Annotated in this window: 16 protein-coding genes and 1 pseudogene; 7 read left to right on the forward strand and 10 right to left on the reverse strand. The window is 39.2% G+C overall.

Annotated features, from left to right (window positions below; all coding sequences use genetic code 11):
* Position 1: 1 nt before the first annotated feature.
* On the reverse strand, positions 2-1,327 hold the full coding sequence (srmB, locus tag AAX18_RS02075) for an ATP-dependent RNA helicase SrmB (protein WP_046952792.1): 1,326 nt from the start codon (positions 1,325-1,327) through the stop codon (positions 2-4).
* Positions 1,328-1,407: 80 nt separating this feature from the next.
* Here srmB and AAX18_RS02080 point away from each other — a divergent pair, with 80 nt between their 5' ends.
* Complete coding sequence (locus AAX18_RS02080) at positions 1,408-2,106, forward strand: tRNA1(Val) (adenine(37)-N6)-methyltransferase (protein WP_046952793.1); 699 nt, start codon at positions 1,408-1,410, stop codon at positions 2,104-2,106.
* 42 nt (positions 2,107-2,148) lie between these two features.
* Here the strand turns inward: AAX18_RS02080 and AAX18_RS02085 are convergent, their stop codons facing one another.
* Together AAX18_RS02085 and AAX18_RS02090 are read right to left on the reverse strand one after the other, a co-directional pair.
* The gene (locus tag AAX18_RS02085) at positions 2,149-5,097 is read right to left on the reverse strand and encodes a YadA-like family protein (protein WP_046952794.1); all 2,949 of its coding nucleotides are present in this window, start codon (positions 5,095-5,097) and stop codon (positions 2,149-2,151) included.
* 253 nt (positions 5,098-5,350) lie between these two features.
* Positions 5,351-6,406 (reverse strand): tRNA/rRNA methyltransferase, encoded by a 1,056-nt coding sequence (locus AAX18_RS02090; RefSeq protein ID WP_046952795.1) that lies wholly within the window; start codon positions 6,404-6,406, stop codon positions 5,351-5,353.
* Between the two features lie 145 nt (positions 6,407-6,551).
* Here AAX18_RS02090 and pssA point away from each other — a divergent pair, with 145 nt between their 5' ends.
* Together pssA and AAX18_RS08835 are read left to right on the forward strand one after the other, a co-directional pair.
* Entirely contained in the window at positions 6,552-7,919 is a 1,368-nt protein-coding gene (gene pssA / locus AAX18_RS02095) for a CDP-diacylglycerol--serine O-phosphatidyltransferase (protein WP_046952796.1), read from the forward strand.
* Between the two features lie 177 nt (positions 7,920-8,096).
* Positions 8,097-8,199: pseudogene (locus tag AAX18_RS08835) on the forward strand (IS3 family transposase); the annotation flags it as partial.
* A 96-nt stretch (positions 8,200-8,295) separates the two neighbouring features.
* Here AAX18_RS08835 and AAX18_RS02100 read toward each other — a convergent pair.
* Positions 8,296-9,339 (reverse strand): glycosyltransferase family 9 protein, encoded by a 1,044-nt coding sequence (locus tag AAX18_RS02100; protein WP_046952797.1) that lies wholly within the window; start codon positions 9,337-9,339, stop codon positions 8,296-8,298.
* Between the two features lie 76 nt (positions 9,340-9,415).
* Here AAX18_RS02100 and AAX18_RS02105 point away from each other — a divergent pair, with 76 nt between their 5' ends.
* Both AAX18_RS02105 and rdgB read left to right on the forward strand, forming a co-directional pair.
* Positions 9,416-10,141 carry a 3-deoxy-D-manno-octulosonic acid kinase gene (locus AAX18_RS02105; RefSeq protein ID WP_046952810.1) on the forward strand — a complete coding sequence of 242 codons (726 nt, stop codon included), beginning with the start codon at positions 9,416-9,418 and terminating at the stop codon, positions 10,139-10,141.
* An 11-nt stretch (positions 10,142-10,152) separates the two neighbouring features.
* Positions 10,153-10,740: an RdgB/HAM1 family non-canonical purine NTP pyrophosphatase gene (rdgB, locus tag AAX18_RS02110; RefSeq protein ID WP_005642741.1), complete on the forward strand. Its 588-nt coding sequence runs from the start codon at positions 10,153-10,155 to the stop codon at positions 10,738-10,740.
* An 87-nt stretch (positions 10,741-10,827) separates the two neighbouring features.
* Here the strand turns inward: rdgB and AAX18_RS02115 are convergent, their stop codons facing one another.
* Together AAX18_RS02115 and AAX18_RS02120 are read right to left on the reverse strand one after the other, a co-directional pair.
* Positions 10,828-12,672 carry an ABC transporter ATP-binding protein gene (locus AAX18_RS02115; RefSeq protein ID WP_005627677.1) on the reverse strand — a complete coding sequence of 615 codons (1,845 nt, stop codon included), beginning with the start codon at positions 12,670-12,672 and terminating at the stop codon, positions 10,828-10,830.
* A gap of 78 nt (positions 12,673-12,750) precedes the next feature.
* Positions 12,751-13,647: a cupin domain-containing protein gene (locus AAX18_RS02120; RefSeq protein ID WP_046952798.1), complete on the reverse strand. Its 897-nt coding sequence runs from the start codon at positions 13,645-13,647 to the stop codon at positions 12,751-12,753.
* A 111-nt stretch (positions 13,648-13,758) separates the two neighbouring features.
* Here AAX18_RS02120 and AAX18_RS02125 point away from each other — a divergent pair, with 111 nt between their 5' ends.
* The gene (locus AAX18_RS02125) at positions 13,759-14,100 is read left to right on the forward strand and encodes a carboxymuconolactone decarboxylase family protein (protein WP_005627672.1); all 342 of its coding nucleotides are present in this window, start codon (positions 13,759-13,761) and stop codon (positions 14,098-14,100) included.
* 401 nt (positions 14,101-14,501) lie between these two features.
* On the opposite strand, the gene rraA is transcribed toward AAX18_RS02125, so the two are convergent.
* Complete coding sequence (gene rraA / locus AAX18_RS02130; protein WP_005627670.1) at positions 14,502-14,993, reverse strand: ribonuclease E activity regulator RraA; 492 nt, start codon at positions 14,991-14,993, stop codon at positions 14,502-14,504.
* A 51-nt stretch (positions 14,994-15,044) separates the two neighbouring features.
* The gene (gene menA / locus AAX18_RS02135; RefSeq protein ID WP_046952799.1) at positions 15,045-15,956 is read right to left on the reverse strand and encodes a 1,4-dihydroxy-2-naphthoate octaprenyltransferase; all 912 of its coding nucleotides are present in this window, start codon (positions 15,954-15,956) and stop codon (positions 15,045-15,047) included.
* A 62-nt stretch (positions 15,957-16,018) separates the two neighbouring features.
* Here menA and tsaA point away from each other — a divergent pair, with 62 nt between their 5' ends.
* Positions 16,019-16,738, forward strand: coding sequence for a tRNA (N6-threonylcarbamoyladenosine(37)-N6)-methyltransferase TrmO (tsaA, locus tag AAX18_RS02140; protein WP_005627666.1), 720 nt, complete (start codon positions 16,019-16,021; stop codon positions 16,736-16,738).
* Positions 16,739-16,790: 52 nt separating this feature from the next.
* On the opposite strand, the gene tehA is transcribed toward tsaA, so the two are convergent.
* On the reverse strand, positions 16,791-17,735 hold the full coding sequence (gene tehA, locus AAX18_RS02145; protein ID WP_032825599.1) for a dicarboxylate transporter/tellurite-resistance protein TehA: 945 nt from the start codon (positions 17,733-17,735) through the stop codon (positions 16,791-16,793).
* 194 nt (positions 17,736-17,929) lie between these two features.
* Positions 17,930-22,180: a DNA-directed RNA polymerase subunit beta' gene (rpoC, locus tag AAX18_RS02150; RefSeq protein WP_005633056.1), complete on the reverse strand. Its 4,251-nt coding sequence runs from the start codon at positions 22,178-22,180 to the stop codon at positions 17,930-17,932.
* Positions 22,181-22,234 lie beyond the last annotated feature (54 nt).

Genomic DNA, 22,234 nt, shown 5'->3' on the forward strand with positions numbered 1-22,234 from the left:
ATTATTGTTCAGTATTTGAGTTACTTGGCTTACGTCGTTTACCGATATTTTTCGTATCCTTATGACGTAATTTCACTTTTTTCTTTGCCTCTGTTTTTTTCTTTTCTTCACGTTTTTCTTTAATACGTGCCTTTTGTTTTTTGCTGACAGATTTCACTTCACCATCTTTTGGTGGCTTGGTGCGGGGTTCTAAACCTTCTAAAATGCGTGCCTTTAAAATTTCCTCGGTATAGCGTTTAATTTTACCTAGTAACTTGTAATCATGGGCTTCAACAAAAGAGACCGCAGTGCCCTTTTTGCCTGCTCGCGCAGTACGTCCAATTCGATGTAAATAAGTATCCGCACTATACGGCAAATCAAAATTCATAACATGGCTTACATCGTCAATATCAATACCACGCGCCGCCACATCCGTTGCAACCAATACAGTCACAATACCTGATTTCAATTTATCAATCGCATTGTTACGTTGGGTTTGTGCCATTTCACCTTCTAAATACGCGGAACGAATTCCTCGTTTACGCAATGTTTCAGAAAGTTCACGCGCATCTTCACGACGACGAACAAACACAATCCCACGCGTCACGTCTTCAGTTTCGATAAAGCGTGCGAGCAATTTAATTTTGTGTTCATTGCTGTCTGCGTGATAATACCATTGATTAATTTTTTTTCTTTCTCGACGGCTTGGTTCCGCATCTACTTTCACAGGATCATTCAACAAACGATCCGCGAAATCGATCAATAGCTCCCCTTCCAAGGTTGCAGAAAACAACAAGGTTTGTTTTCGCCAACGGGTTTCAGCTGCAATTTTTTCCGCATCCTGCCCAAATCCCATTTGTAACATTCTATCGGCTTCGTCAAAAATCAGTATTTCAACGGAACGGCAATCAAAATTTTCTTCCTTAATGTATTGCAATAAACGACCGGGCGTAGCCACCACTAAATCTTGATTGGTATTGAATACATCGCCGTGATTTTGATACGCCACACCACCTGTAATTGTCGCAATATTTAAATGGGTGAACTGCGCTAATTCTTCCGCTTGTTCAGCTACTTGCATTGCCAGTTCACGGGTTGGCGTTAATACCAAAATACGCGGCGGGCCTGGTTTACGACGCGGATAATCCAATAAATGTTGTAGCGCAGGTAATAAAAAAGCAGCAGTTTTCCCTGTTCCCGTTGGTGCAGAGCCTAATACATCACGCTCTTCCATTGCTGCTGGAATGGCTTCCATTTGAATAGCTGTTGGGCGGGAATAACCTTTTTTCTCAAGCGCCTTTAAAAGCTCAGGAGAAAGATCGAATTGTTCAAATTGGGATAAATTCATTATTGTGCGGTTCTTTGTTAAAATTGGCGCGAATTATACCCGAAAAGCACCTAAAAGTGCGGTCAATTTACGAAAAATTTATGAGCGGATTTACCTTTAAACAATTCCATATCAATCAAGATTCTTGTGCGATGAAAGTCGGCACTGATGGCATTTTGTTAGGTACTTGGGCAGATGTAAAGCATTGTAAAAATATTTTAGATATGGGCAGTGGCACAGGATTATTGGCTTTAATGTTGGCACAACGAACAAAAGAAAACTGCCAAATTCAAGCGGTTGAGTTGGATCCCATTGCAGCAAAACAAGCGCAAGAAAACATCAATGATTCAGCATGGAAAAATCGCATTCAACTTATTCAAACGGATATACAACATTTTTTACAAACCATTGAACAAACCTTTGATTTAATTGTGGCAAATCCACCTTATTTTGAACAAGGTATTGCTTGCAAAAATGAGGAAAGAGAATTGGCTCGTTATACCAAGCAAAACCACTTAAATTGGTTAGAATGGGCAGCCACGCGCTTATCAGAAAATGGGAGAATAAGTTTTGTTTTGCCTTATGATGCAGGCAAAACGCTTATAAAATCCACCGCACTTTTTTGCATAAAACAAACGAATGTCATTACAAAAATGGGAAAAACGCCCCATAGAATGTTGCTCACCTTTGCCAAACAACCCGAAGTTTTAATTCAAGATCAATTAGTGATTTATGATGAGGATAATCAATACACGGAAGCGTTTATTGAATTGACTAAAGACTTTTATTTGAAATTTTAAAGGGGAGAAAATTCTCCCCTTGAACTGATAAAAAGCGCTTAATTACCATTCATAACCATAAGCAGCCCCAACCATAACATCTTTCTTACCTGACATATTGGATGCTCCACTAAATTTAACAATATGTTTACCATTATCTGCCAAACGAGAATATCCAACTGCTAAAGCTTGTTCTCCACGATAATACGTGGTGGCGGTACTTATAGATGATCTACCTGAAGTATGTGGCTGAGGCAACAAACCCATTGCACCCGCAATAGCAACGCCTCGACGTCCGCGACGATCAACTTCATCCATTTTATTGTTTAATTGATTAATTGCACGTGTATTTTGTGCCACAGATTGATTAGTTTCATATAATTGCTGACCATTTACCGCCTCTTTTGATATTGCAGAAATCTCACCAGCGGCTACATTCACTACTTTATTTCCGCCATTATTTAAGCCGTTTTCAGTAATAGAAACAGTTTTATTGCCTGTATTAATGGTTACGCCATTGGTGTTCATAACTGTATTGCCAGTGTGAACCTCTTTAACATTAACGATGTCATTTGGTGTAAGGCTATTACCATCTCTGCCGTCTCTGCCGTTTATGCCATCTCTACCGTTTTGTCCATCTTTACCATCTCTGCCGTCTCTACCATTTTGCCCTTTCAAATCAGGATTAGTTTTAATGGCATCGCTATCTAATTCCATAAATAGAACCTGATTATTATTTTTATCCTTTTGTAGCGATGCTTTTAAGCCATTACCAAAAGAAAAACGAAGATTCGTTAAATTAAACGGTGAACCTAGTTGTGTAAGTGGTGTGCCAATATTAAAGTTAGCACCATTACCACTTCCGCTGTTATAAAATAGCACAGGTGCAGCTGCCAAGGCTTTTAATTGTGCCACATTCACTGCGTCAGTATCTTCTGAACCCGCAGCAACATTCGTGATTTGGCGAGTGATACCTAAATCTGAATTACCTACAGATACCGCACCGGCAGAACTTCTCCAAGTGTTGGCATCATTGTAGTTGGCTTGAATCTCTGCTAGTGCCAATTTTTTAGCTGCAATGGCATCATCACGATTCTTACGCATCTTTGTCGTCGTTTCTGAAGCCTTATTACGAATATCTTCAGTTTTGCCATATAAACGGTCATATTCCGATACCTTTAAGGTTTCATTATACGAAAAAATCTTCTCGTCTAACTCAATAATCTTTGCTCGTAAGTTGTTATAAGCTTCTAATTTCTCAGCTGATAGAACAGTACTCATATCTTTTAGTAGCGTTTCTGGTTTAGTCGCATTATATGCTGTAGATGCATAGCCTAATGGATCAAAACCAATTACATCGCTTTTTGTATTTGCCAAAGAGTTATCTCCTAGAGCTACTGTCGAATTAAATGTAGCCATAGCACTTGGACCAAGTGCAACAGAATTAACGCCTGTTGTTTGAGCATTATCCCCCATAGCAATAGATTTTACGGCATTAGCTTGGCTTTGATAGCCCAATGCGATAGAGCTATTATAATTTGCTCGAGCTTCTTGCCCTTGAGCAATACTATATATTCCATGTGAATAGGTATATAAACCAATAGCCATACTGCCAAAGCCACGTGTACCATACGCAGTATTACGCCCCTGCTGATCAACTTGCGTGCCAATAGCAATAGAGTAATGTCCCCAAGCCAGTGATGTTGCACCTAATGCAGTTGAGTAAATCCCTATAGTTTTTGCACGGTCACCAACGGCAGTACTATTTTCTCCTCCTGTTTCAGCGTTAGTACCAATAGAAACAGCTCTTGTACCATTAGCAATAGATCCCGTACCTAACGCGATACCATAGTTTTTATGATCCACATTCGCTTTAGCAAGATTACCTAATGCAACAGAACCTACACCTCCAGTATAAGACTTATAACCAATAGCAGTAGCTGCTGTGTGGAATGGAGAACCTTGCTTAATAGAATCATTTTTAGCTTCAGGACCAATAGCAACAGACAATCCAACTTTTGACTGAGCACCATATCCAATAGCTATAGAACGTTCAGTTTGAGAACTTTCCTCTACCTTAGCTGCGGTACCAATAGCAAGACTATAATCTCCTCCAGCCTCAGCTGCAAAACCATTTGCTAATGCTTGCACTCCCGTCGCCTTAGCCTTATATCCTGTTGCGATACTTGCATAGTTAGTTGCTTTTGATTCAGCACCTAGCGCAACAGAATAGGAACCAGAAGCTAATGATTCATCACCAATCGCAATAGCTTTGCCTCCTGTTGCACCAAATGGGTTGGCTAACCCAAAACGAGCTAATTCAGGATTCTTTGGATATAACGCTTTTTGCTTATCTAATGTTGCACGAGCCTCCGCGACACTTTTTGCATAAGCAATAAAAGCATCACGTTTTTTCTGATCTGGAATAAGTTGTTTGAGTCGGGCGTCATCTTTAATAAGTTCTGCTAGTTTTGTTTCACCCTGTGTTGCGTTAGTAAGTTCAGAAATGACCGCTTGATCGGTGATATTGCTTTTAATCGTACTATCATAATTCAGAAATTCTCTTAATTTATTTGGATCATCATAGAATTTCTTCATTTCTTTTTCACTAGTATGCACACCAATCGCAATTGCTCGTTCTCCTACCGAATAAGCATCTGCGCCAACTGCAATACCATATTGATCAGTTGCCTCCGCGTATGCACCTAACGCAGTTGTATTAATTTCAGTGGCTTTAGACTTTGTCCCCATCGCTATTGCGTCAGTTTTTGTTGCTTGTGCGTTGTTCCCAACAGCTGTACCACCAGCACCATTTTTGCCCATTTTTTCTTCTAATTGGGTAATTCGACTAATTAACGTGTTGTATTCTTCTTGTGTGAGAGTAACATCCGCCCATGCTGGCGCACTTAAAGCAGAAAAGAGAGAAAGGGAAACAAGAGAAATTTTTGCACTAAAGTGCGGTTGATGTTTATTGTGTTTTACACAATTGTTGCCTGTAGGATTATATGTCATTGATTATTCCTTATTTATGATATTTGTTACAAACTTCGCTGTTGTTATATAAAAAGAGTACAAATTATATCCCCCCCTATGAACGGAAATCAATGAGTCATTGGAAATATAAAAACTGCATGATCTGTATCAAGGATAAATATACTCTAGGCTAGTTTTAATTCTATACTTTAAGGGAGATAGACACTTCACCAAAGGTTAAACTATTACCATAGTTAGCAATAAATAAATATATCTATGCCAAACTAAAAGTTCACTTAAAATACCAGTGCGCTAACAACACCCCCGCATTCACTACAATGTTTAAGCCTGATTTAATTGGGCTTGCGAGCGTTAAACGTACTTGTGTGTCTTCTGGCGTCGCTAAACTTTCCGTAGAACTTTCACTTAGCACAAAAACCACTTTATTTTTTAACCGCACTTTATCCAACGGCTCGCCTTGTTTATTGTGCGATACGTGAATAATTTGATAGCCTGATTTGCGCAATTGCATTAAAGCTGAATCGATATAATCCGTTTCTAACACTCGAATATATTCTGCGCCACCTTCTGCTATGCGCATTGAGGCTCCCGAATACAGATTTTCCACATTATCGGCGACAATATTTTTTACGCCAAAATAAGCACAAGTACGCAATACGCCACCAATATTTTGCGCATTATTCACGTTGTCTAATAGCACTAAACAATCCTCTTCACGAGGAATATCCAAATACCCTTGCAACGTGAAAGCACGCGGTTTCTTCACTAATAAACAAATGCCACCATGATGTTCTGTTCCACTTACTCGAGCTAATTCTTCGCTATCTACAACATGATAAGCCTTCTTGTTTTCGGCTAAATAACTCAATACCTCGCCAATTTTGTGTGACATTTGTACGGTTGCCCACAATCGAACAATACTTTCAGGGCGTTCTGCAAATAAAGCTAAACAGGCATTTTCACCGTAAACTTTCATTTCTTCAGCACGGTTTTTCTTAATTTTTTCAGGCGCACGAGGAGAAAGCGCACCCGTTTTCTTTTCTTTTGTTTTATAAACCGTACCAGTACTTTTTATCGTCACTTGAACCTTAGATTGTTCTGCATTTTTATTTGATGGTGCACGAGATAAAGAAAGTTGTGTAATTTTAGTTTCTTTCACTTCTTGTTTATCACGAGAAAAACGAGATTTTTCGTTTCTATTTCCATTAAATTTATCATTAGAGTGCGGTCGATTTTGAGTTGGTTTTCCTCTGTATTTTTCACCTACTGAGCGTTCTTGAAAGGATCTGCCGGCGGATTGAAAAGACGGTTTACGTTTGTTGTTCATAGGGTTTCCCTGAGTAAAATGAATATTTTTTAGCCAAAAAATGCTAAAATTTGTGAGCATTATAACGAAAAAAAGCCTTTTTTCTATTAATAAGCGCGTGAAATATTGTAAACTAACGCACTAGTCTTTAATCACGAGATGGATTATGTTAATCAATAAAACCAAACGAGCTGAACAAAATTTAAATAATTTGCCATTCCTTGCTTTGCAAGCTGAGCAAATTGAATTTTTGGGTAGCCCGGCTGAATTTAAAACTCAAATTATTGAATTAATCAGAAACGCAAAAAAACGTATTTATGTCACCGCACTTTATTGGCAAAAAGATGAAGCGGGGCAGGAAATTCTCGATGAAATTTATCGCGTGAAGCAAGAAAATCCACACTTGGATGTAAAAATTCTCATAGATTGGCATCGCGCACAACGCAATTTATTAGGGGCGAAAAAATCGGCTACCAATGCAGATTGGTATTGCGAGCAACGTCAAACTTATCAGTTACCTGATGATCCGAATATGTTCTTTGGCGTGCCAATTAATACACGCGAAGTTTTTGGTGTATTACACATTAAAGGCTTTGTATTTGATGATACGGTGCTTTATAGCGGTGCAAGCATTAATAATGTCTATCTTCATCAATTTGAAAAATATCGTTACGATCGCTATCAAAAAATCACTCATGTCGAATTAGCTGATTCAATGGTGAATTTCATCAATGATTACTTGTTAGATTTCAGTGCAGTTTATCCACTTGATGTTACCAACCGCCCTCGCACCAAAGAGATTCGCGGCAATATTAGAGCTTACCGTAAAGACCTTGCACAAAATGGTGAATATTCATTAAAAAGTGCGGTGAAATTACCGAATGTTTTAAGCGTATCGCCACTGTTTGGCTTAGGCGCATCGGGCAATGAATTAAATCAAGTAATTGAAGATTTATTCTTACAAGTACAAGAAAAATTGGTGATTTGTACGCCATATTTTAATTTCCCACGCACATTGCAACATAAAATAGCAACGTTATTGGAAAACGGTAAACGAGTAGAAATTATTGTTGGCGATAAAGTCGCAAACGATTTTTATATTCCACCAGATCAACCATTCAAAATGGCGGGGGCGTTACCTTATCTTTATGAAAGTAATCTTCGCCGTTTCTGTGAAAAATTTGAGTCACAAATTGAAAATGGTCAGCTTGTGGTGCGTTTGTGGCGTGATGGCGATAATACCTACCACTTAAAAGGTGTTTGGGTAGATAACCGTTATATTTTACTTACAGGCAATAATCTTAATCCTCGAGCATGGCGTTTGGATGCGGAAAATGGATTATTAATTTACGATCCACAACAACAGCTTTTAGCTCAAGTGGAAAAAGAGCAAAACCAAATTCGCCAACATACAAAAGTATTAAAACATTACACTGAATTAGAAGAATTGAATCAATACCCAGAACCTGTGCAAAAACTTTTGAAAAAATTTGCACGAATTAAAGCGGATAAATTGGTGAAAATGATTCTGTAATGCTGAATGATACTTTTTATACCTAATAATAAAGCCTTATAAAAATGATCTGCCCCCAAAAGTTGGACTAAATAACCAACTGATTAAGGTGCAGATTTTTCATGGCTATTCAACAATGGTAGTATATCGAGAAAAGAAAATCGTTTAGATGTCGAGCAATAGAAGCTACTTTGGTGATTAAAAACAGAATGCTACGAGAGAAAATAGTTTGATACTTTCGAGTAGTTCAAAAACAATTCACGAGTACATTCATTATTACAATCATGAGCGTATTCAATGAGAACTGAAAAGACCAAGCCCTGTGGATTACAGAACTCAGTTCTTGATTTAATACTCTAACTTTTGATAAGCAGATCACATTAGCTGAGCTTTTTCTTTAGAATAATCCTAATTTTTTCATTTGTTCAATGACGGGGGCGACTTGAATCTCTGCCATCAAATTTTTCCCTTTTAGTTTCTTTGCCCAAGGTAGTTCAGATGACGCTTTGCCAAATTCTTTTTGAGCATTTGCTTCATATACTGATACCACGTTATCTAAATTATTATAGGGCGCAGTACGCAAAGGATTGTGATACGCGTACAAGCCAATAACGGGTGTTCCTTGTGTTGTCGCAATATGGGCTGGGCCAGAATCTGGCGAAAGTACCAAATCAACCTTAGAAATTAAAGCGGTAAGCTGTTTTAGGTTTGTTTTTCCTGCAATATTGGTTGGCATGAAATGGCAAAGTGCGGTAATTTTTTCTACTATTTCTAATTCTCGTTTGGCTGGCGAACTGCAGAAGATTACATTGATATTATGCTGATGGGCAATATTGGCAACCTCTGCATAACGTTCGATTAGCCAATCTTTTTCTGCTTTGCTAGAACAAGGGGAAATTAATAAATTTTTACGAGAGAAATCAATAAATTGATCGGCAAATTTATAATCATCTTCTGAGATAGCTAATTTCCATTTCGGTTCTGATTTCGGTACGCCAATATATTCAGCGAAAGTCATAAATCCATCTAATACATGAGGCGATGAGGGATCGGTGATACGACGATTTACAAATAGCCATTGTCCTTCGCGAGAACGTTTTTCTCCAAATCCAATTTTGAATTTTGCGTTAATTCCTAAAGAAAGGATTGATGCACGAAATGCTGTTTGCATATTTAATAGCGCATCAAACTGTTTATTTTTTAGTTGTTTCCAGAGTGATAAAACGCCTTTCCATCCCGCTTTTTTATCGTAAGGAATGAGCGTGACATTAGGAATACCCGAAAGCAAACCCATTTCGGTTTTACCTACAATCCACGTAATTTCTGTTTGGGGATAACATGCCTGAATGTGCTGAACCACAGCTAAGGCATGGCAGACATCGCCTACAGCTGACAATCGGAGAATACAAAGGGATTTTGGAGCTTCGGTAAAAAGTGGCATTGACATTCCTTTCTCATTTAACTTGCGCCTATTTTAAAGTAGAATGGGTCCATTTTCTATTCATAACAACATTCCCATGCACCAATTCCAACAAGATAACCAATATTTTATCTTTAATTTTGACCGCACATTTGAGCAAGCAACCGAGTTTTTTCACACGGAATTTTGGCAAAAACAAGAGCGAGTGATAGGAAGTGCAAAAGGTCGAGGCACCACTTATTTCTTGCAAACGGAAGATTGGTTTGGCGTAAATTGTGCGTTGCGTCATTATTATCGCGGTGGGCTTTGGGGTAAACTGAACAAAGATCGTTATCGTTTTTCTGCTCTTGAAACTACCCGTAGTTTTGCTGAGTTTCATTTGTTGCAACGTTTGTATGAAGCGGGTTTACCTGTGCCTAAACCGATTGCCGCACGTATTCAAAAAGGCAAGTTAGGTATTTGCTATCAAGCGGATATTTTGACCGAGAAAATCGAAAATGCGCAGGATTTAACCGCACTTTTACAAACACAAACATTGCCAAAAGAAACTTGGATGCAAATTGGTCGTTTGATTCGAAAACTACATGATTTACAGATTTGCCATACGGACTTAAATGCACATAATATTTTGCTTCAACAAACTGAACAAGGGCAAAAATGTTGGTTACTGGATTTTGATAAGTGCGGTGAAAAATCAGGAAATTTTTGGAAAGCACAAAATCTGAACCGTTTAAAACGTTCCTTTGAAAAAGAAGTTGGACGAATGAATATTCAATTTACCGAACAAAACTGGGCTGATTTAACAGCAGCTTATCATCAATAAAAGGACTGATTATGAAACAAAAAATCGTACTTGCTACAGGCAATAAAGGCAAAGTGAAAGAAATGGCTGATGTCCTATCTGATTTTGGTTTTGAAGTGATTGCACAAACAGATTTAGGCATTGAAAGCCCAGAAGAAACAGGCTTAACTTTCGTTGAGAATGCGTTATTAAAAGCGCGCTATGCCTCAGAAAAATCGGGTTTACCTGCTATTGCTGATGATTCAGGTTTGGTGGTTTCCGCACTTAATGGCGCACCTGGTCTATATTCTGCACGTTATGCTGGTGAAGAGGGCAATGATGCTAAAAACCGTGAGAAATTATTGGCAGAGCTTGCTCATGTTGCACAAGATAAACGCCAAGCCAAATTTGTGAGCTGTATCGTGTTTTTACAACATCCAACGGATCCATCGCCAATTATTGCCGAAGGTGAGTGTCACGGTGTGATTGGTTTTGAAGAAAAAGGCGAAAATGGTTTTGGTTATGACAGTTTATTCTTTAGCCCAGAACAAGGTTGCACATTTGCTGAATTAGAAACCGCTGAGAAGAAAAAAATTTCTCATCGTGCACGAGCATTGAAAGTATTAAAAAGTAAGTTATAAGCCAGTTAAATTACAATGATAAAAGGCACGCATATTTTTATATGTGTGCCTTTTTATATGGATTTTACCTATAGCGGAAAAGCAACATTATTCAGCATGTTCACTTAAAAAACCGCCACTTTGATGATTCCAAAGTTTAGCGTACAGACCATTACGCTCCAGTAATTCAGCATGGGTACCTTGTTCAACAATTTGCCCTTTATCAAGCACAATCAGGCGATCCATTGCGGCGATGGTGGATAAACGATGGGCAATGGCAATCACAGTTTTATTTTCCATCATCTTATCGAGACTTTCTTGTATTGCCACTTCTACTTCTGAATCCAGCGCGCTTGTGGCTTCATCTAACAATAGAATTGGCGCATCTTTTAACATGACACGAGCAATAGCAATGCGCTGACGCTGACCACCAGAAAGTTTTACACCTCTTTCACCCACATGGGCATCGTAGCCTTTTCTGCCTTGAGCATCAGTGAGGAGTGGAATGAAATCAGCGGCTTCTGCTCGTTCAGCTGCTAAAACCATTTCTTCATCTGTGGCATTAGGTCGTCCATAAATAATATTGTCACGAACAGAGCGATGTAGCAGCGAAGTGTCTTGAGTCACTAAGCCAATTTGGCGGCGTAGGCTTTCTTGTTGCACATCTAGTACATCTTGCCCGTCAATGGTAATCGCACCTTGTTGTGCTTCATAGAAACGCAGCAACAAGTTCACAATTGTAGATTTTCCAGCACCAGAACGGCCGATCAGCCCGACTTTTTCACCAGGTTTGATGGTGAGATTGAAATGATTGAGCAATGGTTTTGTCGGATCATAAGCAAAGGTAATGTCGTTAAACTTAATTTCCCCTTGTGTCACTTGTAACGGCGATGCTTGAGGTTTATCTATAATAGTGTGAGGTTTGGTTAAAGTATTCATTCCGTCGTTTACGGTTCCGATATTCTCAAACAAACGGGCAGATTCCCACATAATCCAACGAGACAGCCCATTTACTCGTAATGCCATTGCCGTTGCCGTTGCTATTGCACCCACGCCAACTTGACCATTTTTCCATAAAATAATTCCGAGTACGGCGGTGCTTAGTGTAAGTAAAATATTAGCTGCATAGGTGAGCGTGTCCAGTGATGTGGCTAAACGCATTTGGGCGTGTACTGTCACCATAAAATCTTCCATGGAACGCTTGGCATAAGCGGCTTCACGTGAACCATGAGAGAATAATTTTACTGTAGCGATATTGGAATAAGCATCTGTAATGCGTCCTGTCATTAACGAGCGTGCGTCCGCTTGTCGTTGTGCAGTTTTTGATAATTTAGGAATGAGGGTTCGTAGGATAAAAACAAAAATCGTAATCCAAGCAATAAATGGCAGTAAGAACCAAGAATCTAATGCTGCGAGAACTAATCCTGATGTAATAAAATATACGATGACATATACAAACATATCCGCAAGTGTGAGCACTGTATCACGAACAGCCAGTGCGGTTTGCATGACTTTGGCAGACACTCTGCCGGCAAATTCATCTTGATAAAAACTCAAACTTTGTCCAAGCATTAAACGATGGAAATTCCAACGTAATCGCATTGGAAATACGCCTTGTAAGGTTTGTAAACGTACGGTAGAGGCTAAAAATCCCCACATGATGCTAACAAGTAATAGGGCAGCCATACCAATTAATAAATGACCTTTTTCTTGCCATAATGTCTCAGGCGTGAATGTTCCTAACCAATCTACAAGCGTTCCCATAAATTGGAATAATACGGCTTCCATTACACCAGTACCCACCGTTAGCACTGTCAGTAAGAGAATCCAGCCTTTCATTCCTTCCATGCTAGACCAAATAAAGCGCAATAAACCTTTTTTAGGTGTTGTTGGATTACCTTCCGGATAAGGATTTAAACGGTTTTCAAACCACGAAAAAATTTTATTAAACATATCTTTTCCTTAAAAAGAAAAGGCAACAGATGTTGCCTTTCAAAAAACTTGGCGATTATAGCGCAAAAATTCTCCAATTTATAGGCTGGCAGATTTTCTGTATTGGCTTGGTGAGAGTTGGTAGTAATTTTTGAAGGCTTTACTAAAATGCGCCTCCGATTGATACCCAACTTCTAAAGCAATAGCAAGTACGGATTGTTGGGATTGCTTTAATAAAAACGCTGCCGATTGTAACCGCACTTGAGTAATAAAACGCCCTGGCGACATACCAAGTTGTTGTTGAAAAACACGAATAAAGTTTGCACGAGACATTGCAGAAAGATCAGATAATTGTTCAATTCGCCAATCTTCTTGAGGGCGTTGTAATATCGCACCTAGCACCGCATTTAATCGCTTGTCTTGCAACGCAAGTAGTACACCGCCTGTAATTAAATTCTCTTGAATCGCATGGCGTAAAATATAAATTAAAAGCACATTCGAAAGTGCATCGACGACTGATTTTGTACCTGCATCGTTTTTTTGTGCTTCTTGTAAAAAAAGCTGAACCAAAGGATGAATCGCTGTATCACATAAATTGAGATGCAAATATTCAGGCATAGAAGCTGTGAGGAGAGCATCTTGCTGATAATAAAATGCACCGCAGAACATTTTTAAATCAGGTGTACCTTGCCCTACTTGATATAATTCAAATGTACCTTGCCAGCTTTTTTTCAATGACGCGTCCTTTGTTTTATCAGACGAATGACGCATAAAGTGCGGTTGATTTTGGGGAAGGAAAAAGATATCACCTTCCTTTAAATGAAATTGCTTTTGTCCGAGTGTAAGCCAGCATTCGCCTTGTTCAATAAGATGGAATACGCCTTTTCCTGCATCTTTTTCTTGATGGGCAACTTGCCATTCACCTTGAAATTCACAGCGAATATTAATTTCCCCACGCACTTGTGCTAAATGGATGAGTTTATCTAAATAATCCATAATGAGATGTTAGCGATAAAAATTGAGATAAATAAGCAAGTATCATAATCCAATCTGTCTATAATTTGCCACACCAGTTCGTTATTAATTCAATATATTTAGGAGAACATTATGTTTGCAGATTGGAAAGAAGAAACATCACACGTTAAAAAATCATTTGGTGCGTTAGGTAAACAATATCCAAAAATGTTACAAGCTTACCAAGCATTAGGTGCAGCAGCGGCAGAAGGCAATGTGCTTGACGCTAAAACTCGAGAACTTATCGCATTAGCAGTTGCTGTAACAACTCGTTGCGAAAGCTGCATTAGCGTACACGCAGAAGAAGCTGTAAAAGCAGGTGCAAGTGAAGCTGAAGTCGCAGCAGCATTAGCAATGTCTATCGCATTAAATGCAGGTGCTGCTTATACTTATTCTTTACGTGCATTGGAAGCATATAACGTACAGAAAGGTTAATTACCCGTCATTCCATAGAGTTAAGTTAATTAAAATTTTAATCTGCCCCTAAAAGTTGGACTAAATAACCAACTGATTAAGGGCAGATTTTTATGGCTAAATACAATTAATCCGTCAAGCAATAAGTTATTAGTTTTTATCTTCAAAACGGTAAAATATCTTACTTACTGGCAACCTATTCAACTTACTGAATAAGCATCAGATAATTGAAGAAAGTAATTTAACCGCTACGATGGAAAACTGTTTAAAACTTTCAAACAACTAGAAAAAACAATTCACAATACATTGCTTGTTAGAATTATAAGCATATTAGACATTATAACTAATCTGTAGATTACCCAGTTCAATCCTTGATTTAATAATCTAGCTTTTTAGGGAAAAATCACTTTTACTCTTGCGTATTATTCATCATCTAAATCTAAGGGCTCTTGCGAAAGTATAATTCCTGTCAGATCTGCGTAAATATAATCTTCTGGGAAAAAGGTTACGCCACCAAAGTTCACTGGAATATCGCTCTCACCGGCAGTGCTTTCATCTGCACTGACTGGAATTGGCGCAAGGGCATGAATACCAATATCGAGGTTTTCTAATTGCTGAATTTGGCGTACTGCACCATATACAATAATGCCTTCCCAACCATTATCAACAGCAAGTTGAGCCAATTCTGCATCAATCAAACCACGGCGTACCGCACCACCGCCATCAATAACAAGCACTCGACCTTCACCGTTTTCTTCTAATACTTCAGCAATTAATCCATTACTTTCAAAGCATTTTACCGTAGTGACTTTACCGTAAAAATTACTTACGCCACCAAAGCTTGAAAAAATTGGCTCCACTACATCTACTTGTTCTGCATAAAGATCGCAAAGTTCTGAAGTATCAATAAACATAACTTTCCCCTATCGATTGTTGAAATTTTGTTTGCTTTAGTATATGCCGATTTAGCCGATAAGCAAGCCTAAACTAAACAAGATATTGATTAATAACGAAATCATAGACATTTGAGCCAACATTGGACGAAATTCACTTGGCTGCTGACTGCGATAAACAAAGATCGCATGTTTAGCTAACAATGGCATTGCCAATACAAATAAATAATTTGTCCAAGAAATGGCCGTTGCTACCGCAAATGCTAAATAACATAGGGCGGCCACACTTAATAAAATACAATGATAAACACGCCCTTTATACGCACCTAAACGGACGGCTAGGGTATTTTTGCCCGCTTTCGCATCCTGTTCAATATCGCGTAAATTATTGATATTTAATACCGCACTCGCCAATAAGCCAGAACCAATAGCAGGCAAAATAATGTGGCTATCAATACTGTGAGTTTGCAAATAATAAGTGCCACCAACACCAAGCAAACCAAAAAATACCAATACAGAAATATCGCCCAATCCCATATAGCCATAAGGTTTTGCCCCAACCGTATAAGTAATGGCTGCAACAATAGCTAAAATGCCAAGCCCAGCGAAAGCGAATAAATCCGAGAGAGTTTCATAAGCAATACCAATCAAGAAACTTCCTGAAAGAAAACTTGCCACCACCATTAGAATTAATCCCCATTTCAGTTCTTTTGCTGAAATGGCGCCTTTTTGAATGCCACGTAATGGCCCAATACGCTCTTCAGTATCTGAACCTTTTTGATGATCCCCATAATCATTGGCAAAATTAGAAAGCACCTGCAATAAAATTGTTGTGAGTAAACAAAGCGCCATTACAAGCCCATTAAAACCTTGTGGATTCGCCCAATAACCTAATGCCGAACCCGTGAAAATCGATGCCAACGCTAAGGGCAAAGTTTTCGGTCGGGCCGTTTCCCACCACATTTTCAATTTTTCATTTGTCATTTTTTTTTGACCGCACTTTTGATTACAATAAGCCGCGTATTCTACACTAAGACACCCAATTTATGAATGATTTAACCTTATCGCCTATCGCCATTATCCACACACCTTATAAAGAAAAATTCTCCGTACCACGCCAACCTAATTTAGTTGAAGACGGTGTAGGCATTGTAGAACTCTTACCGCCGTATAATTCGCCTGAAGCTGTGAGAGGATTGGAACAATTCAGTCACCTTTGGTTAATTTTTCAGTTCGACCAAATCCAACAAGGAAAATGGCAACCCACCGTACGCCCTCCGCGGTTAGGCGGTAATCAACGAGTTGGCGTGTTTGCTTCGCGCGCAACGCACCGCCCAAATCCTATCGGTTTATCCAAAGTCGAATTACGTCAAGTAGAATGTATCAACGGTAATGTTTTTCTCCATTTAGGTGCGGTGGATTTAGTGGATGGCACGCCGATTTTCGATATCAAACCCTATATTGCCTATGCGGATAGTGAGCCAAATGCGCAATCGAGCTTTGCTCAAGAAAAACCACCTGCAAAATTGACTGTTGAATTTACCGAGCAAGCCAAAAGTGCGGTAAAAAAACGAGAAGAAAAACGACCGCACTTAAGTCGTTTTATTCGCCAAGTGCTAGAGCAAGATCCTCGTCCAGCCTATCAACAAGGTAAACCGAGTGATCGTATTTATGGTATGAGTTTGTATGAATTTAATGTGAAATGGCGAATTAAAGCAGGTACACTGAATTGTGTAGAAGTGATTGAAATAGAAAAAGACAAATAGATGTAATATGTAAATAAGGCAGGGAATCCCTGCCTTAGTCGATTTAAATGCCTTATTTTAGGAAAAACTGCCCTTTAGCTAATTTAATAACTGTCATTAGAACTAATAAGCCAATCATTAAATTCGAGAAAACAAAGGCAAAAATAGACACGCCTTGTAAAACATTACCATCATAGAAAGCGATAGCACTGTTTGCCATAGACGCCAATCCGAATGAGAATCCCCATAAGCCAATGTTAAGTCCTTTTTCCACAATCCAAGGGAATAATCGCAATAAGAAAAATAATTGCAAGAATCCATATCCCCAAAGGATTTTAACTAAAGTATCCACTTCGCCATGATTGAGTGACAAATAAGCGGATGCGCCCACAAATGCAGGGGCCAGAATAATGCCCATTGTGGCTCTAAATGGCGGCTCAAGAGATGAAATTCGCAAATGTTGTAATAATACGGGCTCAAAAATAATCCATGCAACCATTCCAGCACCGAAGAACAAATAACCTAAATCATGGTAACCAAGTAATGCCAATGAACTTGCACTTGTGAAATTTGCCGCTACCGCAGGCAAATAAAACGGAGGACGAGTAGATTTTTGTTCAAATACACCACCTTGCCATAATTCACTGATACGCAATGATGAGAAAAGTAACTGTCCTACAGTACCAACCCAAATCATCACTTCAGCTATTAAAGGATTCCAACGATAAATAATATCGCCCACTAACATGGTTGTAATAGGAATCAACGCAATAAAGGAAAAGCGAACTGGGCAATGATACTCTGCACGAACTTCATCAAAGTAATAACGAAGTTTATACGCATACATTAAAATAAATAAAATCCAGACCGCACTTGCTACGATGCCAAGAACATCACTTACCATTCTTGCAGCAGGAAATAAGTTTTCTAGATGAAGCCAAGCCAAAGATAAAGCGGCTAAACCAAGAGGAATACCGAAATATCCCGTTGGAAGAGGAAAAGGTTTTGTTGTACTCATAATATTATCCTTATTTTGAAAAATTTGAGCGAAGTGTAGCACAGCCATCAACAACAGACTTTTCTAAAAATCTCAAATTTTTGTGAAATTTCTATAAAGAAACACACTTATTGTTCTGGAATAAAATGTCTACTAATTTTCATACAAATAAAAAACCCGAACTTTCATTCGGGTTTTCTTATATAGGGAATTAATTATTCCGCATCATCTGCCATATTAAGCATTTCAGCTAAGTTTGCACTTGCATCGTCTGCAGTCATGACAAATTCATCAGCGATAGCAGCTTCATCTTCTTCAGATAATTTCGCTACGACATCATCTACTAAACGATGTTTGTGACGATTTTGATGATACGCAAAACCTGTACCTGCAGGAATTAATCGACCTACGATTACGTTCTCTTTCAATCCACGTAATTCATCACGTTTACCTGCCACTGCTGCTTCGGTAAGAACACGAGTAGTTTCTTGGAACGATGCGGCAGAGATGAAGGATTCAGTCGCAAGAGACGCTTTGGTGATACCCAATAATTCGCGCTCAAACTCAACTGGTGGTTTGCCTTCTGCTTCACGTTGACGGTTAACGATTTTCACGCGAGCGACTTCGACTTGTTCTCCTTCAAGGAATTCAGAGTCGTAAGCTTTGGTAATTACCGCTTTACGTAACATTTGACGAACGATAACTTCGATATGTTTATCGTTGATTTTTACCCCTTGTAAGCGGTAAACATCTTGCACTTCGTTCACGATGTATTCAGTTACTGCACGCACGCCACGTAAACGTAAAATATCATGTGGTGTTTCAGCACCATCAGAAATTACGTCACCACGTTGTACCATCTCACCTTCAAATACGTTGAGCTGACGCCATTTTGGAATCATTTCTTCGTAAGTTTCACCTTCCGCAGGAGTAATTAATAAACGGCGTTTACCTTTGGTTTCTTTACCGAAAGATACGATACCAGAAATTTCAGCCAAAATAGCAGGCTCTTTTGGTTTACGCGCTTCAAATAAATCCGCAACGCGTGGTAGACCACCGGTAATATCTTTAGTACCCACGGATTCTTGCGGAATACGTGCTAATGGTTCACCCACTTTTACTGCTGCGCCATCGTCTAAACTTACGATTGCTTTACCAGGTAAGAAGTACTGTGCAAGAACATCAGTTTCAGGTAAGAAAATATCGTTGCCATTTGCATCAACCAATTTAATGGTTGGACGTAAATCTTTACCAGCTGTAGCACGTTCACCCACATCTTGAACCACGATTGATGATAAACCTGTTAATTCATCAGTTTGACGCGTTACAGTTAAGCCATCAATAATATCAACGAATTTCACAAAACCAGATACTTCAGAGACAACTGGCATTGTATGTGGATCCCAATTTGCGATAGTTTCGCCAGCCGTTACATCTTGACCGTCACCTTTGCTTAACACCGCACCGTAAGGCACTTTATAGTGTTCTTTAGTACGACCAAATGCATCGGTAATAGTTAATTCAGTATTACGAGATGTTAATACTAATTTACCTTCATCATTAGTAACGAATTTCGCATTCATTAAATGTAATGTACCAGTGTTTTTAACTTGTACACTAGATTCTTTCGCTGCCGCAGATGCCGCACCACCGATATGGAACGTACGCATGGTTAACTGTGTACCCGGCTCACCGATAGATTGAGCAGCAATAACACCCACAGCTTCACCTTGGTTAATTAAATGACCACGCGCAAGATCACGACCATAACATTTCGCACATACACCAAAATCAGTATCACAAGTTACAACAGAACGTACTTTTACGCTGTCTACAGAGTTTGCATCCAACACATCACAGAGTTTTTCATCTAATAACGTGTTACGAGGAATTAATACTTCTTCTGTACCTGGTTTTAAAATATCTTCTGCCGCTACACGACCTAACACTAATTCACGAAGTGGCACTTTTTCATCACCACCTTCGATTAATGGGGTCATGACTAAGCCTTCGTGCGTACCACAATCATCTTCTACGATCACTAAGTCTTGTGCTACATCAACTAAGCGACGAGTTAAGTAACCTGAGTTCGCGGTTTTTAATGCGGTATCCGCTAAACCTTTACGCGCACCGTGGGTTGAAATAAAGTACTGTAATACGTTCAAACCTTCACGGAAGTTCGCTGTAATTGGAGTTTCGATGATCGAACCATCTGGACGAGCCATCAAACCACGCATACCTGCTAACTGACGAATCTGTGCTGCGGAACCACGCGCACCAGAATCAGCCATCATAAAGATACTGTTAAAGGATGCTTGTTTTTCAGGATTACCTTCGCGATTGATGACTTCTTCTTGAGATAAATTTTCCATCATCGCTTTCGCTACGCGCTCATTCGCCGCGGCCCAAATATCGATTACTTTATTATAGCGTTCGCCAGCAGTCACAAGACCTGATTGGAATTGCTCTTGGATCTCAGCCACTTCTTCTTCCGCTGCAGAAATAATTTCGTATTTCTTCGCTGGAATTTCCATATCATCAATACCAACTGATGAACCAGAACGTGCCGCATAAGCAAAACCGGTATACATAATTTGGTCTGCAAACATTACCGCTTCTTTTAAACCTAAACGACGATAAGCTTCGTTAATAAGTTTAGAAATGGCTTTTTTACCTAATGTTTGGTTGAACAATGAATAAGGCATACCTTGTGGTGCAATCATCCATAAAATCGCACGACCGATAGTTGTATCAGTCAGCGTGGTTTTCGCATCAAATTCACCAGCTTCATTCTTCACATATTCAGTAATACGTACTTTCACGCGAGAATGTAATTCGGCTTCACCTGTACGATATGCTTTTTCAGCTTCGCGCGGATCTTGCAATAACATACCTTCGCCTTTACCGTTCACTTTTTCGCGGGTCATATAGTAAAGACCTAATACCACGTCTTGTGATGGAACGATAATCGGATCACCGTTTGCTGGCGAAAGAACGTTGTTGGTTGACATCATTAACGCACGCGCTTCTAATTGAGCTTCAAGCGTTAATGGAACGTGTACCGCCATTTGGTCACCATCGAAGTCCGCGTTGAACGCCGCACAAACGAGTGGGTGTAATTGAATCGCTTTACCTTCGATTAAAATCGGTTCAAATGCTTGGATACCCAAACGGTGAAGTGTTGGCGCACGGTTCAATAGAATTGGGTGTTCACGAATAACTTCTGCAAGAATATCCCAAACGATCGCATCTTCACGCTCAACCATTTTCTTAGCCGCTTTGATTGTCGTAGCATAACCACGGCTTTCTAATTTAGCGTAGATAAACGGACGGAATAATTCCAAGGCCATTTTCTTCGGCAAACCACATTGGTGTAAGTGCAAGTATGGACCAACAGTGATTACAGAACGACCTGAATAGTCAACACGTTTACCTAATAAGTTTTGACGGAAACGACCTTGTTTACCTTTGATCATATCCGCTAATGATTTTAATGGACGACGGTTAGAACCCGTGATTGCACGGCCGCGGCGACCATTATCTAATAATGCATCAACAGATTCTTGTAACATACGTTTTTCGTTGCGCACAATAATATCTGGCGCAATTAAATCTAATAAACGTTTTAAACGGTTGTTACGGTTGATTACACGACGATATAAATCGTTCAAATCTGAAGTCGCAAAACGACCACCGTCTAATGGTACTAATGGACGTAAATCTGGTGGAAGAACTGGTAATACAGTCATCACCATCCACTCTGGTTTATTACCAGATTGAACAAATGCTTCTAATAATTTTAAGCGTTTAGTAATTTTTTTACGTTTAGTTTCAGAGTTAGTTTCTTGTAATTCTTCACGTAATTTTTCACATTCAACTTCAAGATCCATACCTTTTAAGAGGTCTTGAATCGCTTCAGCACCCATTTTCGCTTCGAATTCATCTTGCCAGCGATCTTCAGCATCAAGGTATTGTTCTTCAGTTAATAACTGGCCGCGCTCTAAGTCCGTCATACCTGGCTCGGTCACGATGTACATTTCAAAATAAAGTACACGTTCGATATCACGCAATGGCATATCTAAAAGTAAACCAATACGAGACGGCAATGATTTTAAGAACCAAATATGTGCAACTGGCGATGCAAGTTCAATGTGGCCCATACGTTCACGACGAACTTTAGTTTGAGTGACTTCAACACCACATTTTTCACAAATCACACCACGGTGTTTTAAACGTTTATATTTACCACATAAACATTCGTAATCTTTTACAGGCCCGAAGATACGCGCACAGAAAAGACCATCACGTTCAGGTTTGAACGTACGGTAGTTAATGGTTTCAGGTTTCTTCACTTCACCAAATGACCAAGAACGGATCATATCTGGGGAAGCTAACCCAATTTTAATCACATCAAAATCTTCACTGGTTTTTGACTGTGCTTTTAAAAACTTAACTAAGTCTTTCACAAATGTTCTCCTGTCGGAGTTAAAGGTTTAAAGTGCGGTTAAAAATTTCGATGT

This window comes from Haemophilus haemolyticus (genome assembly GCF_001008205.1).
Classification (GTDB): domain Bacteria; phylum Pseudomonadota; class Gammaproteobacteria; order Enterobacterales; family Pasteurellaceae; genus Haemophilus; species Haemophilus haemolyticus_Q.